General features: G+C 40.1%; 11 protein-coding genes. 10 read left to right on the top strand and 1 reads right to left on the bottom strand.

The features are described 5' to 3' along the window. Nucleotides 1-126: 126 nt before the first annotated feature. The 8 genes from JOC86_RS19135 to JOC86_RS19100 all read left to right on the top strand — a co-directional run bounded on the left by JOC86_RS19135 (nucleotide 127) and on the right by JOC86_RS19100 (nucleotide 9,952). Nucleotides 127-1,302, top strand: coding sequence for an FAD-dependent oxidoreductase (locus JOC86_RS19135; RefSeq protein ID WP_205174542.1), 1,176 nt, complete (start codon nucleotides 127-129; stop codon nucleotides 1,300-1,302). Beyond that, a complete protein-coding gene (locus JOC86_RS19130) occupies nucleotides 1,299-2,336 on the top strand; it encodes a proline racemase family protein (protein ID WP_205174541.1) in 1,038 nt (345 codons plus the stop codon). The genes JOC86_RS19135 and JOC86_RS19130 overlap by 4 nt, the downstream gene beginning before the upstream one ends. Further along, complete coding sequence (locus JOC86_RS19125; protein WP_205174540.1) at nucleotides 2,333-3,286, top strand: proline racemase family protein; 954 nt, start codon at nucleotides 2,333-2,335, stop codon at nucleotides 3,284-3,286. Before JOC86_RS19130 ends, JOC86_RS19125 begins: the two co-directional genes overlap by 4 nt. A gap of 75 nt (nucleotides 3,287-3,361) precedes the next feature. Next, nucleotides 3,362-4,258 (top strand): 4-hydroxy-tetrahydrodipicolinate synthase, encoded by an 897-nt coding sequence (gene dapA, locus JOC86_RS19120; RefSeq protein WP_205174539.1) that lies wholly within the window; start codon nucleotides 3,362-3,364, stop codon nucleotides 4,256-4,258. Nucleotides 4,259-4,300: 42 nt separating this feature from the next. After that, nucleotides 4,301-5,785, top strand: coding sequence for an aldehyde dehydrogenase family protein (locus JOC86_RS19115; protein ID WP_205174538.1), 1,485 nt, complete (start codon nucleotides 4,301-4,303; stop codon nucleotides 5,783-5,785). Nucleotides 5,786-6,080: 295 nt separating this feature from the next. Beyond that, nucleotides 6,081-7,553 (top strand): alanine/glycine:cation symporter family protein, encoded by a 1,473-nt coding sequence (locus tag JOC86_RS19110; RefSeq protein WP_205174537.1) that lies wholly within the window; start codon nucleotides 6,081-6,083, stop codon nucleotides 7,551-7,553. A 133-nt stretch (nucleotides 7,554-7,686) separates the two neighbouring features. Then, the gene (locus JOC86_RS19105; protein ID WP_205174536.1) at nucleotides 7,687-8,796 is read left to right on the top strand and encodes a M24 family metallopeptidase; all 1,110 of its coding nucleotides are present in this window, start codon (nucleotides 7,687-7,689) and stop codon (nucleotides 8,794-8,796) included. Nucleotides 8,797-8,884: 88 nt separating this feature from the next. Beyond that, nucleotides 8,885-9,952 (top strand): M24 family metallopeptidase, encoded by a 1,068-nt coding sequence (locus tag JOC86_RS19100; protein WP_205174535.1) that lies wholly within the window; start codon nucleotides 8,885-8,887, stop codon nucleotides 9,950-9,952. Between the two features lie 65 nt (nucleotides 9,953-10,017). On the opposite strand, the gene JOC86_RS19095 is transcribed toward JOC86_RS19100, so the two are convergent. Further along, on the bottom strand, nucleotides 10,018-10,914 hold the full coding sequence (locus JOC86_RS19095) for an AraC family transcriptional regulator (RefSeq protein WP_205174534.1): 897 nt from the start codon (nucleotides 10,912-10,914) through the stop codon (nucleotides 10,018-10,020). A gap of 333 nt (nucleotides 10,915-11,247) precedes the next feature. Here JOC86_RS19095 and JOC86_RS19090 point away from each other — a divergent pair, with 333 nt between their 5' ends. Both JOC86_RS19090 and JOC86_RS19085 read left to right on the top strand, forming a co-directional pair. Beyond that, nucleotides 11,248-13,194 carry a glycoside hydrolase family 127 protein gene (locus JOC86_RS19090; protein ID WP_205174533.1) on the top strand — a complete coding sequence of 649 codons (1,947 nt, stop codon included), beginning with the start codon at nucleotides 11,248-11,250 and terminating at the stop codon, nucleotides 13,192-13,194. A 343-nt stretch (nucleotides 13,195-13,537) separates the two neighbouring features. After that, a complete protein-coding gene (locus JOC86_RS19085) occupies nucleotides 13,538-14,920 on the top strand; it encodes an ABC transporter substrate-binding protein (RefSeq protein WP_205174532.1) in 1,383 nt (460 codons plus the stop codon). Nucleotides 14,921-15,055 lie beyond the last annotated feature (135 nt).

Genomic DNA, 15,055 nt, shown 5'->3' with positions numbered 1-15,055 from the left:
TTATACATGAGTGTATAAAATATTTGAAATATTAAAATAAACAATTCGAATCAGATGACATTTTGTTTTGGCACAGTAATTGCATTAGTAAAAATGAAGCGATTTCATCAGAGGGAGGAATACTATGTGAAACACTGTGACGTTTTAGTCATTGGTGGGGGGATTATTGGCTGTTCGATTGCCTATTATGCTTCTAAATATGGGAGGGACGTAACGATTATTGAAAAAGGGGAATTTGTCAGTGGTACGTCTTCGCGATGTGATGGAAATATATTGGCCATTGATAAAGATCCTGGCTTTGATAGTCAGATGTCGTTACTTAGTCAAAATTTAGTAGATGAATTAAGCAGAAATTTGGAGCACTCTTTTGAATACCGAGCTCCAGGGAGCATTCTAGTTTGCGAGACAGACGAGGAAATGGATGCAGCAAAGAAATGGGTAGATCGTCAAAAAGCGGCAGGATTGCCATTCCGAATGCTGGATCGCCAGGATATAAAGCAGGAGTCTCCCTTTTTTGCAGATGACCTCTTAGGTGGTTTAGAATGTGCCACTGATTCCACTGTGAATCCTTACCTGCTAGCGTTTTCCCTTCTTGAGGATGCCAAAAAGCAAGGAGCTAAAGCGTTGAAGCATACTGAAGTTAAAGCAATAAGAAAAGATGAAAGCGGATCATTTATAGTGGACACCTCAAAAGGAGTTATGACCGCGGATCATGTCGTCAATGCGGCTGGAGTATGGGCACCACGAATAGGAGAAATGCTGGATCTCTCAATACCCATTGAACCAAGAAAAGGACATATCATCGTTGCCTCAAGACAGCAGCATGTAGGCTCTCGTAAAGTCATGGAGTTTGGTTACCTTATTTCTAAATTCGGTGGGGAGCGTCATGTTGATCCGTTGACTGAAAAATATGGAGTCGCTCTTGTTTTTGAACCAACGGAAAGTCAAAACTTTTTGATCGGAAGCAGCAGGGAATTCGTTGGCTTCAATACGAAGGTGAACAATGAAATCATCAAATGTATCGCGAACCGGGCCATCCGCTTTTATCCAAAAATGGCGGATATGATGGTGATTCGTTCGTATGCAGGCTTGCGTCCTTGGACAGAAGACCATTTGCCAATTGTTTCTCGGGTAGATGAAATTCCAAATTATTATATTGCAGCGGGGCATGAAGGTGACGGTATTAGTCTTGCCGCTATTACCGGTAAAATTGTGGAAGAACTGATTAATGAGAAAGAAACGTCTATCCCGATAGAACCGCTTAGCTTTAACCGTTTTAAAGGAAGGGTGTTGAGCAGATGAGGGCACATAGAGTGTTTACAACGATTGATACGCATACAGGTGGGAATCCAACGAGGACGTTAATTAGTGGTCTTCCGAAATTAGAGGGAAAAACGATGTCAGATAAAATGCTCCATATGAAAAAGGAGTATGACTGGATTCGTAAACTCTTAATGAATGAACCGAGGGGCCATGATGTCATGTCTGGTGCTTTGCTAACCGATCCCTGCCATCCAGAAGCAGACATTGGCGTTATTTATATCGAAACGGGCGGTTATTTGCCTATGTGCGGCCATGACACGATTGGGGTGTGTACGGCTTTAGTTGAATCAGGGCTGATCCCTATTGAGGAGCCTGTTACTTCATTAAAGCTGGATACACCAGCCGGACTCGTGGAAGTGGATATTTCTGTGAAAGACGGAAAAGCAAAGGCAGTATCTTTTTGCAATGTCCCTGCGTTTTTATTGAAAAGTGTTTCCGTGGATGTCGAAGAAATTGGACATGTCGATGCTGATATTGCCTATGGTGGGAACTTTTACGCCATTATTGACGCTAAATCGGTTGGCTTGGATTTAATTCCAGAAAATGCATCTTACATAATCGAAAAAGCGATCGACATACGAAATCGCATCAATCAAGTCGAAGAAATTGTTCACCCGCAATATCCCTTCATCCGCGGGTTAACTCATGTTGAATTTTATACCGAACCCAGCCATGAAGAAGCAGATGTAAAAAATACTGTCGTTGTTCCCCCGGGTGGGATTGATCGTTCGCCATGTGGAACGGGAACCTCGGCAAAATTGGCTGTCCTATATGCTAAGAAAGAAATCTCCATGGGGGAAGAATTTGTTCATGAAAGCATTGTCGGTTCGCTATTTCGAGGGCGTGTGCTAGAAACAACGGATGTAGAAGGCGTGCAGGCTGTAGTGACAAAGATTACGGGATCTGCCTGGCTGATGGGGATGCACAGGTTTTTCTACCATGAGAAAGATCCATTAAAAGAAGGGTTTCTTCTGATTCCCCCGATGGAGCATGAAACGGAGGAAGTGAAATGAAGATTCATAAAGTCTACTCAACGACAGATGTACACGTAGCTGGTGAGGCGTTCAGAATAATAAAAGATGCCCCCTTCATCCATTATCAGAGCTTAGAAGAGTTATATGAACAGTTTCCGCGAGTATTCGCAGAAGAAATCCCATTATTATTGAACGAACCCCGTGGATTCGCTGGCTTAACTGGCTGCCTGGTTGTTCCCCCCATTAGCCGGGAAGCAGATGTTGCGGTGTTATTTTTTAATCACGAAGGCACGGTTCGATTTCACTACGGTGGTATTGTGGCTGTCATCACCGCTTTACTAGAATGTGGCCAGCTGCGTCCTAGACCATCCAACAAATACAAAATCGAAACCGTCAGTGGGGAAATCATGGTTACAGCGATGATGGAAAAGGAAGAAGTCGATTCTGTCGTGTTAGAAAGTGAACCATGTCAAGTAATCGAAACGAATCTTCCACTAGCACACCCGAATTTGAATACATCCTATTCACTCATCCAAGCGGATGCTTTATACGCTGTATTTCATAAACGGGATCTTTCTACTGAGATTCAGGTAGAAGAACTCACACCTTTACGAAAATGGGGAAAAACAGTGTCGGAAGCGCTTGGTCAGAATACGTATGTGAAGGGAGCGATTCTCTTAGATGACTCTCGTCTAGAAGACGGCAGAATCAAAACGATCACATTCCTGAGGGATCAAGCTATTTTGCGGTCACCAGGCTTCGGCCCAACGATGGCTTGCTATACCGACTTACTTTCTAAAAATCGATGGAGTATCGAACACTCCTTGATAAATGAAAGCATTTTTAATAGTAAATTAGAAGTTCAAGTAGCCAAACTGACAGAGAGCGGATATCAGTATAGGTTGAAAAGCCGTGGTTTCATTACAGGAATTCAGAACTTTTTGCTGGATCCGACTGATCCATTAGCTGCTGGATTCTTATTAAAATAATTTCAAAAAACGTTATCACAATTTACTAGATTGTGTGACTTTTGATAAATAAAAAATATTAAGGAGGAACGAATAATGACAGCAATTAGAGGAGCTTACCCAGTATTAATTACACCCATGACAGAGGAGCAAAAGATCGACTGGGCTGGAGTAAAAAACAATGTGAACTATTTTGTAGACCAAGGGGTAGCAGGGATTGTCATCAATGGAAGCACAGGAGAGTTTGTCAGTTTATCAAAAGAAGAAAAATTCCAAATGGTTGAAACGGTTTTAAAGGAAGTAAATGGGCGTCTACCTGTTATTGTTGGGACCGCTGCAGAAACAACGAAAGAAACGATTGAATACACGAAGCAAGCCGAAGCTTTTGGAGCCGATGCAGCCTTAATCATTAACTCATATTACTGCAAGCCGAAAGAGGAAGAAATTTACTTCCATTTTAAAGAGGTATCTGATGCCGTCAATCTGCCGATTATGCTGTACAACAATCCTTTTACCTCTGGAGTCGATATGAGCACAGAATTGATGCTGAAAATCGGAAAAGAGTGTGAGAGAGTGACGCATATTAAAGAATCAAGCGGAGATATCCGTAAAGTAAGAGACCTAGCTAGACAAGGCAAAGGGGATATCGAAATTTTCTGCGGGGCAGAGGAATTGGTGATGGAGTCTTACCTTGTTGGAGCGACAGGCTGGATTTCCGTTGCAGGAAACATCGTACCAAAGCTCGTAACCGACATGTTCCAACATTTCCAAAAAGGGGAGCTAGAAGAAGCTTGGGCCATTAATGATCGTATCCTTCCACTTTGTACTTTCCTTGAAGGATCAGGGAAATACGTGCAAATTGTGAAGCGGGCAATGGAGCTGAATGGACAGGCAGGGGGACCTTCCCGGTATCCGCGCTTAGGGCTCACTCCTGAGGAAGATCAAACGCTAAAAGATATCTTATCTAATTTATCTGCTGTTTCACATGCATAATCAGATTCGAGGACAAGGATAAAAATAAAGGAGGAATGGCTAATGTTAACAGCACAAGCGGAATTAAAACCAAAGGTGAAGAAATTTTTAGAAGACAAGGTCGAGCTTTTTATTGATGGGAAATTTGTTCCTTCTGTTAACGGAAAAACATTTGAAACGATAAATCCGGCTACAGAGGAAGTGCTTGCTCTCGTTAGTGAAGCGGAGGAAGAGGATATCGACTTAGCTGTGAAAGCCGCTCGCCGGGCATTTGAAAAGGGCGCATGGCCAGAGCTTAGTGCCGCAGAAAGAGCGCACTTAATCTACAAGCTTGCCGATTTAATCGATGAAAACAAAGAGGAACTAGCCCAACTAGAAGCGCTGGATAACGGAAAGCCGTATCAGGTCGCGCTGGAGGATGATATTCCGGCAACAGTGGAGCATTACCGCTATTATGCAGGTTGGGCAACGAAAATTCTCGGTCAGACAACCCCGATTTCAAAAGACTATTTAAACTATACACGACATGAACCGATTGGTGTTGTCGGACAAATTATTCCTTGGAACTATCCGTTAGTCATGTCTGCATGGAAAATGGGTGCTGCCCTTGCGACAGGCTGTACAATCGTCTTAAAACCTGCCGAGCAAACGCCATTATCTCTATTATATACCGCTCAGCTATTTAAAGAAGCGGGCTTCCCTGACGGTGTGGTAAACTTTGTCCCTGGATTCGGTCAAACAGCAGGGGCTGCGATTGTGAACCATAAAGATATCGAAAAAGTGGCGTTTACTGGTTCAACCGTAACAGGGAAATACATTATGCGCCAAGCAGCGGAAACGATTAAACATGTAACATTAGAGCTTGGCGGAAAGTCACCGAACATTATTTTGGAGGATGCCGATCTATCAGAAGCGATCACAGGTGCTTTTAATGGAATTATGTACAATCATGGCCAAAACTGTAGTGCCGGCTCTCGGGTGTTCGTTCATCGATCCCACTATGATCAAGTCGTTGAAGAACTGTCAAAGCTCGCCAACAACGTAAAGCTTGGTGCCGGGATGGACAAAGAAACAGAAATGGGTCCACTTGTTTCTAAGAAGCAACAGGAGCGCGTGCTAGGGTATATCGAAAAAGGAAAAGCAGAAGGAGCAAGAGTGGCAGCTGGAGGAGAAAAAGCGTTCGAAAAAGGCTACTTCGTGCAGCCAACGATTTTCGCAGATGTGACAGATGAGATGATCATTGCGAATGAGGAGATCTTTGGCCCAGTCGTCGCAGTCCTCCCATTCGATACGGTGGAAGAAGTCATTGAAAGAGCAAACAACACGCCATTTGGACTCGCAGCCGGTGTTTGGACAGAAAATATAAAAACAGGCCATAATGTGGCAAACAGCCTAAAAGCAGGTACTGTCTGGATTAACGATTACAACCTAGAAGACGCCGCCGCTCCGTTCGGCGGATACAAACAGTCAGGGATCGGACGAGAGATGGGCTCTTATGCACTCGACAATTATACGGAAGTAAAGAGTGTTTGGGTGAATTTAAAATAGAGGTAAGGATAACCTTGGCAAAGGAAAATGTTTACTAGAATAAGAGCTTACGGTCAGCTCTGATGGATTATGGAGCTGACCGTTTTAATTAGAAAGACTAAGAGTTTAATAGTCATTATTTTATAGGAATAGTTTGTAAGTGGTTGTAACGGAAAGGAAATTTTCTTCTTATAGTTTCAACAAGTAATGAAAAATGATAACGCTTTCAATAGTGTTGTGAGATTTAGTCATAAAAGACGTTTAAAGAATTCTTAATTTTCTGGGAAATACCAAGCATTCGATTAAGGGGGATTGGATGGAGAAAATAGTAGAATGGTTAGTTGGGCAGGTATGGAGTATCGGATTGGTCATCTTTGCCCTTGGTGCAGGGCTGTTTTTCTCATTTGCCACACGATTTGTTCAAATAAGGTATTTTAAAGAAATGATCAAATTATTATTCGAAGGCAAGAGTTCAGAAACAGGAATATCCTCTTTCCAGGCTTTTTGTATCGCTCTATCTGGGCGTGTCGGAATCGGAAATATTGCCGGAGTAGCTACAGCTATTGCTTTCGGAGGACCTGGGGCGGTTTTCTGGATGTGGGTGATGGCGTTATTAGGTGGAGCCAGCTCCTTTATCGAATCCACTCTTGCCCAAGTATATAAAAGCAAAGTAAATAATGAATTCCGAGGCGGAACCCCTTACTTTATTGAAAAAGGATTGAAGATCAAGTGGTTCGCTGTAATTGTCGCATTGGTCGTCACACTCTCTTATGGAATCTTATTACCAGGGATCCAATCAAGCAGTATTGCCGTTGGATTTGAGAATACATCCGGCTTAAATACGAACATCACCGGCATCATATTAGTACTTTTGCTTGCAGCGATCATTTTCGGGGGAGTAAAAAGGATTGCCACTGTCACCCAAATGGTTGTCCCGTTTATGGCGATTGGATATGTAATCGTCACCTTCCTCGTGTTATCCGCGAATATTTCCGAAGTTCCTGACATGTTCGCACTTATCTTCTCAAGTGCATTCGGAACCAATCAAGTCTTTGGAGGGATTGTTGGTGCAGCGATTGCTTGGGGAGTAAAGAGAGCCGTTTTTTCCAATGTTGCCGGTGTTGGGGAAGGTACATATAGCTCGGCAGCAGCTGACGTTTCTCATCCTGCCAAGCAAGGATTAGTACAAGCCTTTTCTGTATATATCGATACGATTGTTGTCTGTACGGCAACGGCCCTCATGATCCTTGTCACAGGTATGTATAGCGTTACGCCAGAAGGAAAGGAGCCCATCGTGGAAACAATGGGGGATATAGAAGCTGGACCGATCTATACCCAGGAAGCCGTAGAGACCTTTTTACCAGGCTTCGGTTCCTTATTTGTTTCCTTAGCCATCTTCTTCTTTGCCTTTACCACCTTGTTAGCCTATTACTATATTGCCGAAACCACCCTTGTCTATCTGGATAAAAAACTAAAAATGCAATGGTTGAAAACAGTTCTGAAGCTTGCCTTTTTAGCGATGGTGTTCATTGGCAGTGTCGAATCAGCCTCGTTTTTATGGGCTTTAGGTGATTTAGGGATTGGCAGTATGGCATGGCTCAATTTAATAGCGGTATTACTTCTGACAAAACCAACTTTGAAAGTATTAAAGGATTATGAAATGCAGAAAAAAGCAGGTCTAGACCCTGTTTTTAACCCTATCAAACTAGGGATCCGCGGGGCTGATTTCTGGGAAGAAAACATCAAAGAGATGGAGAAAGAATCGACTAAAAAGAAGCCTACTGGCTAAGGTGGAATATCACTATTTTAAAATCGGACAGCTTAAATTTAGAAGCTGTCCGGTTTATCATTATTTCTTGTCTCTTTTTTACGGTGTGAATAGTAGAATACATTTAGTGGAAAACGATTAGGGGTGTTTTTTAATGAGTGAGCAATATCAAAAAAGATTGAATAAATTCATACAGTATTTGGAAAATCAACAAGTCGATGTGGCAATCGTCAATTCGCCTAAAAATGTTTTTTATTATACGGGTTTTCATTCAGAACCTTATGAACGGTTTATGGCATTGGTCATTGATCTACGCAATCAAAAAAATTATTTATTTGTTCCTGCTCTTGATCAAGAGGCTGCAGAAGAAACTTCCTATGTTAAAGAAATCGTTCCCGTCTCAGATGAATTAAATCCTTATAAAGTGCTAAAAGACACAATCGGTGAAGACCTTCAATCGATTGGATTAGAAACAAAGAATACTAGTTTATTTCAACAAGAACAACTCCATTCCTTGTTTTCTAATTTCAGCTATCAAAATATAGGTGAATTTATTTCCTCCCAGCGAATGAGGAAATCTTCCGAGGAGTGCAGGAAGGTTCAACACGCTGTTCAGGTTATTGAAAAAGTTTTGAAAGAAGGAATAACAAGGATAAAAGATGGCATGACCGAACTCGATTTAGTAGCGGAATTCGAGTATTTAATGAGGAAATTTGGTGCAGATGGGCCCTCGTTTTCAACCACAGTCTTATCAGGGGAAAAATCATCATTGCCACATGGGAGCCCTAACAGAAAGAAACTGAATCATGGTGATTTCTTATTAGTTGATATGGGCGTCATTGTGGATGGGTACTGTTCCGACATCACACGCACATTCGTAATGGGAGAAGAAACAGCAGAGCAGAGGCGGATTTATGACATTGTCAGGGAAGCAACAAAGGAAGGAATTCTTGCAGCCAAAGCTGGAGTCTCTGCTGGGAGTGTGGACATTGCTGCCCGTAATGTGATTCAAATGAACGGTTATGGTCAGTACTTTAATAACCGCGTTGGCCATGGGTTGGGTATGGAAGTACATGAAGAACCGTCCATCCATGAAAAGAATAAGTTGACGTTAGAGCCAGGGTTTTTGTTTACCATTGAACCAGGTATTTATATCCCAGGATACGGCGGGGTACGGATGGAAGAAAATGTATATATTGAGGAAGATGGAAAAGCAAAAGTATTAACAACCTTTCCAACGGAGTTGATTAAGATCGGGTATTGATGAGTCTATGAAAGTACTAAAAAAGAAATAGATTTGGTGCTAAAAGAGCCTATTTCTTAATAGAAAAGTAATTATGGAGGGAAGAAACATGAAAAAATTAACAAAATTGAGAGAACAGTTTGCTCAGTTTGGGGTAGACGGGATATTAATCACGAATGCTCAGAATCGACGATACCTTACAGGGTTTACTGGGAGTGCTGGAATTGTCGTCATCACAAAAGAAGAAGCTTACTTATTTGTAGATTTTCGTTATGTAGAACAAGCCGCATCACAAGTAAAGAACGTTACGGTCATCCAATTAAGTGGAAAGGCAACCATTTATGAAGAAGTTGCCAATATAGCAGAGCGATTAGGCGTTTCCAATCTGGGCTTTGAAGAAGAAAATGTAAGCTATCATTTATATTCCAAGTATAAAGAGAAAGTAAGTGGAGAAATGATTCCTCTCTCAGGAGTTATAGAAAAGCTTCGGATGATAAAGACACAGGAAGAAATTCAAAAAATAAACACGGCTGCGGAAATAGCAGATTCTGCCTTTACTCATATAGTAGATTACATACGTCCAGGGATAACAGAAATAGATGTCGCAAACGAATTAGAATTCTATATGAGAAAACAAGGGGCTGCCTCATCTGCATTTGACATAATCGTAGCTTCTGGTCAACGATCTGCCCTGCCTCATGGGGTGGCAAGTACAAAGTTAATTGAAAAAGGGGACATGGTAACCCTTGATTTTGGTGCTTATTATCAGGGTTATCGCTCCGATATAACAAGAACTGTTGCAGTAGGTGAGCCGGAAGATGAGTTAAAAGAAATATATACGATTGTATTTGAAGCACTATCGAATGCCCTTGCAGAAATAAAACCAGGAATAACTGGTAAAAAGGCTGACGCATTCACTAGGGACTTTATCACAAAGAAAGGCTTCGGGGAACAATATGGACATGGATCAGGACATGGAATTGGGTTAGATATTCATGAGGAACCATTCATGTCTACGAAATGCGACATCATTCTAAAACCTGGGATGGTCATTACGGTTGAGCCAGGTATATATATTCCAAATTTAGGCGGTGTAAGAATTGAAGATGATCTTTTAATAACAGACTATGGAAATAGTATAATGACGAAATCACCAAAGGAACTCATCATTTTGTAGCCGGAAATTTGATTTAGTCTGGAGAGGGGCAATGTACCCCTCTTTTTTTAGTCATGTCTATAGGTTTATTGATTATTTAAATGTGTCCGGTAATAAGCTTTGCGAAATTCAGTAGGGGTCACCTTTTCATATTTTTTAAATAGCTTCATAAAGTATTTCTCATCAGAAATACCAATTAAATGGGCAATTTCTTTAATGCCCAGACTTGTAGTCGTTAACAATTCTTTCGCTTTAGATAGTTTAAGAATATGAATATATACTTGGATATTTATACCATGCTTCTGCTTGAAAACACGGGATAAATAATCTTGATTATAATTGAACCTTTCAGCAATAGACGTAACCGATAAAGTATCCATGGCATGGATACGAATCCATTCAACTATTTTTACAAGGTTTTTATCAGCTTTTGTTTTTTCTTTTGTCGTTTGGAAATTGGTAAGCGCTTGTTCAGATATTTCAATTAGCAAGGAAGTAACGAAATAATCAACACTTCTATTATTATAGTAATTTGCGTTCGCAACATCGAGTAGTTGATTAAATAGGATATTTATTCTTTCGATACTTGAAGGAACAGAATAGATGGGTATAAAAATATGTGGATTGGATCTTTGATAATCAGGATTAGAACGAAATGATAATACCTCTTCCTCCATAGTATTATCATCAATCATGGCAAAATAGTTTGAACAGTAAAAATGACACCAATAAAATGAAACGCCTGGGTCACACACCTTATAACCTTGATGGGTGTGATTAGGTAATAACAATAGAATGTCCCCTGGTTTCACTTCATACCGAACATCCTCCTGCATGATGTAAAGGGTTTTCTTGACACCAATGATCACTTCGTAACTACTAATGTTACGTTTTGTATGGGTCCAAGGTTCGCTCGATACAAATAGTCCACTAGAAATATATTCAATTGGTGTGTTCACATTTGTTTTTAGAAATTGTTTCATGATCGTTTCATCCTTTAAAGGTAGGATGGGTTTTATCCCTCATCTTTTCTGTTTTTAAAAATAGTCAGTTTAGTACACCTAATGTTTAAGTTGGACCACTGACAAGATATGAACCTGAATGCTATATTTAGACTAATCAAACTATTTAAAAAATTTAAGTAGATTTAGATCATTTAGTCTGTAAAATAGAAAACTTTATTCTATTTTATCAGAATAGTATGATCACCGCATTAACCATCAGTAGGAGGTGGTGCACATAAAAATAAAAACAAAAAGCGTGTTCATGGAGTGGAAAACTTAAGAAAATTGGAAGGTTTGAGAGGAGAGGTTTTTATGAAAGAGACTGAAATTAAAAAGATTGAAAATGTGAAAGTGACAGATGATTTTTGGAGAAGACGTATGGATGTCATACGTGATGAAGTCATTCCATATCAATGGGAAGCTATAAATGACCGTATTCCAGATGCCCCTGCAAGCCATGCTATTCAGAACTTTAGAATTGCCGCAGGCGAAACTAGTGGTGAATTTTTTGGATTTGTATTCCAGGATAGTGATGTAGCTAAATGGCTGGAAGCGGTAGCCTATAGTTTAGAAAGTGATCCAAATCCAGAGTTGGAGAAAACCGCCGATCAAGTGATTGAATTAATAGAAAGAGCACAACAAAAAAATGGCTATTTGAATACTTATTTTACGGTAAAGGAACCGGAAGGAAAGTGGAGTAACCTTAGGGATCGTCATGAAATGTACTGTGCAGGACACATGATTGAAGCAGCTGTTGCCTACTATCAGGTGACAGGAAAAAGAAAACTATTAGATATTATGTGCCGCTTTGCTGATCATATCAATGCGGTTTTCGGTAAAGAGGAGAATAAAATCCCAGGGTATGATGGGCATCAAGAAATAGAGTTAGCATTAGTAAAATTATATCAAGAAACAGGACTTAAACGATATTTGAAACTTAGTAAGTATTTTATTGATGAGCGTGGCCAGAAGCCTCATTTCTTCGACTATGAAAAGGAAGCTAGGAATGATGACAAAAAGTTCTGGTGGAATGATGAGTATGGTGATTATAGTTACCATCAAGCACATTTACCCGTTCGTGAACAAAAAGAAGCGATTGGACATGCGGTTAGGGCAATGTATATGTATACGGCTATGGCAGACTTAGCGAGAGAAACAGGTGACGAATCTTTAAAAGAAGCATGTGAAACGTTGTGGGAAAATGTGACTCAACGTCAAATGTATATTACTGGAGGAGTAGGATCACAAGACTTCGGTGAAGCATTTTCTTTTGATTATGATCTTCCAAATGCTACCTGCTATACCGAAACTTGTGCATCTATCGGGTTAGTTTTTTGGGCAAAACGTATGCTGGGCATAGAAAAAAATAGGAAATATGCAGATGTTATGGAGCGGGCCCTCTATAATGGGACCATTAGCGGAATGGATTTAGATGGGAAGAAGTTCTTTTATGTCAATCCGTTAGAAGTATGGCCAAAAGCAAGTGAAAAGCGCAAAGATAAAGAGCATGTAAAACCAATCAGACAAAAATGGTACAGCTGTGCATGCTGTCCTCCAAATCTGGCTAGATTAATTTCTTCCATCGGACACTATATCTATTCTACTGATCGTAATGAAGTATTTGTTCATTTGTATATGGGGAATGAATCTGAACTGGATATCGGTGGACAGAAGGTACAAATCGTGCAAGAAACCAAATACCCTTGGGATGAGCATGTGAAGCTAACGCTTACACCAGAAACGTCATCCGAATTTACAATGGCCGTCCGGATACCAGGTTGGTGCGAAGGTGCAATATTGAAAGTTAACGGAAATATCGTAGAAATACCATCTTGCCTAAAGAATGGGTATGCGTATCTAACACGCATGTGGGAAAAAGGAGATGAAATTGAACTTTTCCTTCCGATGCCGATCGAAAGAATTAGAGCCAATCCCAAGGTGCGCGAGAATGCTGGCAAGGTCGCATTACAGAGAGGCCCTGTTGTGTACTGCTTAGAAGAAGTAGACAATGGCACGAATTTATCTAGTATTAGATTACCACAGGATGCAAAGCTTCAAGGAACCTTCGAAGAAAATTTACTAGAAGGGATCTATATCATAACCGCACAGGCAGAGCAAGTTGACGAAACGGAATGGAATGAGGAGCTTTATAAACCTATAGAACATAAGACAAAGCCATTCCCGTTAAAGGCTATTCCGTATTATTCATGGTGTAATCGAAAGCCAGGTGAAATGATTGTCTGGATAGCTGAAAATTAAATAAAATAGAGTTTTTTATAAATTATTCGTGTTCTATTTCTACCTTTCTATCTATTTTTATATACAAGCGATATTCTCGGTTTTAATGATTGAAATAGTCAATTTAATACACCTTTTATTTTTGCCTGCTTTCAAACAGTTATAAATGGATTCTAGTATTCAGATTAGCAATAAATTAAAATCATACTCTAAATTTTTGCACCTTTTTACCCATCTTATTTTAGATCATCCAAAATTTATAGGGGGCGATCCTAGACATTAGGCTGACCACGTTTTTAAACATCCCTGAGTAGGACATAAAACCGATAAGAAAGATAAAAAATTTTTGAAAAGGGTGTTGAAAATGAGAAAAGGAAAACCTTTTATTGTTATTTCATTGGTACTCATGTTGATCGTCGGTTTATTAAGCGGTTGTTTTGGGGGAACTAGTGCAACTGGAACTTCTGAGAGTGGGAATAAAGATGCTGTCCAATTAAAGTTCGCCTACTGGGGAGGACCCCTTGAAAAGGATTCAATTGAAGCATTGTTGAAAGCATTTAACGAATCCCATCCAAACATCCATGTCAAAGGACAACAAATTCAAGGGAGTTATATAGAAAAAATGACGACAATGGCCTCTTCTAACACCCTTCCGGATTTAGGTTATTTCCCGGAAGGAAGCTTACCGCCATGGCTTAAGAATGGAGCAATTAAAGATTTAAAACCGCTGTTTGATTCAGGTGAGATCGGTGACAAACTAAAATACTCCATTTTTCAGTTTGAAGAGGACGGACCGATTGCCGGATCGAGTGTAGCCAACGAAGTAACGAATATTTATTACAATAAAGATTTATTCGATGAAGCAGGTATTGCATACCCACCAACAAAAGCAGAAGATGCATGGACTTGGGATGAATTTGTCGACATTGCCAAAAAGCTTACAGTCGATCGAAATGGAAAGCACCCAGATGACAAAGGATTTGATCCAAAAAACATCAAAACCTATGGTGTTAATAATTTTACGTACCACTTTGAGACATTTCTTTTTAGTAACAATGGGGGCATTATATCCGAAGATGGAAAGGACATTATTCTGGATCAACCGGAAACCATTGAAGCGTTACAAAGGATGCAAGATTTAATGTATGTGCATCATGTAATGCCGACTCCTGCTAATTTATCAACGATCCCGAATACCGATACAGCTCTTCTTACGAAAAGAGTTGCCATGAATATTGATGGACATTGGGCATTGCAAGAGCTAGGTAAGGCGAAAAAAGAAAAAGATCTAAATTTAGGAATTGGTGTACTACCTAAAATGGAAAAGGCCGTAACAACAAGTTATGGAACGCCTATTGTTGTGTTTAACACGGACAATACGAAGGAAAATTGGGATGAAACGAAAGAATTCCTTAAATTCATTATGGATCCGGTGAATAGTTTACCGTTAATTCAAGGTGGTCTATGGATGCCGAACGAAGAGAAATGGTATAAAGAGCCAGAACTAATAAAGAAATGGACCGATACTGAAATTCACCCGGAGGAATTTGAAGAAGCTGTAATTGATTGGGCATTAAACAATGTACGGAGAAACCCTAACTATTATTGGGGCGACCGCTCTGAAGCAAGCCAGATTATCACTCCAGGGTTGGATCAAATTTGGAGTAATGAAAAGTCTGCAGAAGAAATAGTGAACGACATTATTATGCCTAAATTAGATAAAAAATTTGGGGATAAATATCAATAAGAAAGTGGATATTGCTGAAAAGGTTTATTACGAAGGTGAGAATCTTCGTAATAAACCCTATGGAATGACGTTAATTAACCGTGGAGGGATTGGATGAATACTGAAAAAATACCCTTGGAAAATAATAGTGTGAAT

The organism is Rossellomorea pakistanensis, from assembly GCF_016908495.1.
Taxonomy (GTDB): domain Bacteria; phylum Bacillota; class Bacilli; order Bacillales; family Bacillaceae_B; genus Rossellomorea; species Rossellomorea pakistanensis.
Note: the sequence above shows the minus strand (reverse complement) of the source record. Positions and strands in the feature narration are given on the sequence as shown.

What these genes read in the sequence shown, in the direction of transcription:
- JOC86_RS19125 (WP_205174540.1), top strand. Translation starts at nt 2,333, where the DNA reads ATGAAGATTCATAAAGTCTACTCAACGACAGATGTACACGTAGCTGGT.
- dapA (WP_205174539.1), top strand. Translation starts at nt 3,362, where the DNA reads ATGACAGCAATTAGAGGAGCTTACCCAGTATTAATTACACCCATGACA.
- JOC86_RS19105 (WP_205174536.1), top strand. Translation starts at nt 7,687, where the DNA reads ATGAGTGAGCAATATCAAAAAAGATTGAATAAATTCATACAGTATTTG.
- JOC86_RS19100 (WP_205174535.1), top strand. Translation starts at nt 8,885, where the DNA reads ATGAAAAAATTAACAAAATTGAGAGAACAGTTTGCTCAGTTTGGGGTA.
- JOC86_RS19115 (WP_205174538.1), top strand. Translation starts at nt 4,301, where the DNA reads ATGTTAACAGCACAAGCGGAATTAAAACCAAAGGTGAAGAAATTTTTA.
- JOC86_RS19085 (WP_205174532.1), top strand. Translation starts at nt 13,538, where the DNA reads ATGAGAAAAGGAAAACCTTTTATTGTTATTTCATTGGTACTCATGTTG.
- JOC86_RS19110 (WP_205174537.1), top strand. Translation starts at nt 6,081, where the DNA reads ATGGAGAAAATAGTAGAATGGTTAGTTGGGCAGGTATGGAGTATCGGA.
- JOC86_RS19090 (WP_205174533.1), top strand. Translation starts at nt 11,248, where the DNA reads ATGAAAGAGACTGAAATTAAAAAGATTGAAAATGTGAAAGTGACAGAT.
- JOC86_RS19095 (WP_205174534.1), bottom strand. Translation starts at nt 10,914, where the DNA reads ATGAAACAATTTCTAAAAACAAATGTGAACACACCAATTGAATATATT.
- JOC86_RS19130 (WP_205174541.1), top strand. Translation starts at nt 1,299, where the DNA reads ATGAGGGCACATAGAGTGTTTACAACGATTGATACGCATACAGGTGGG.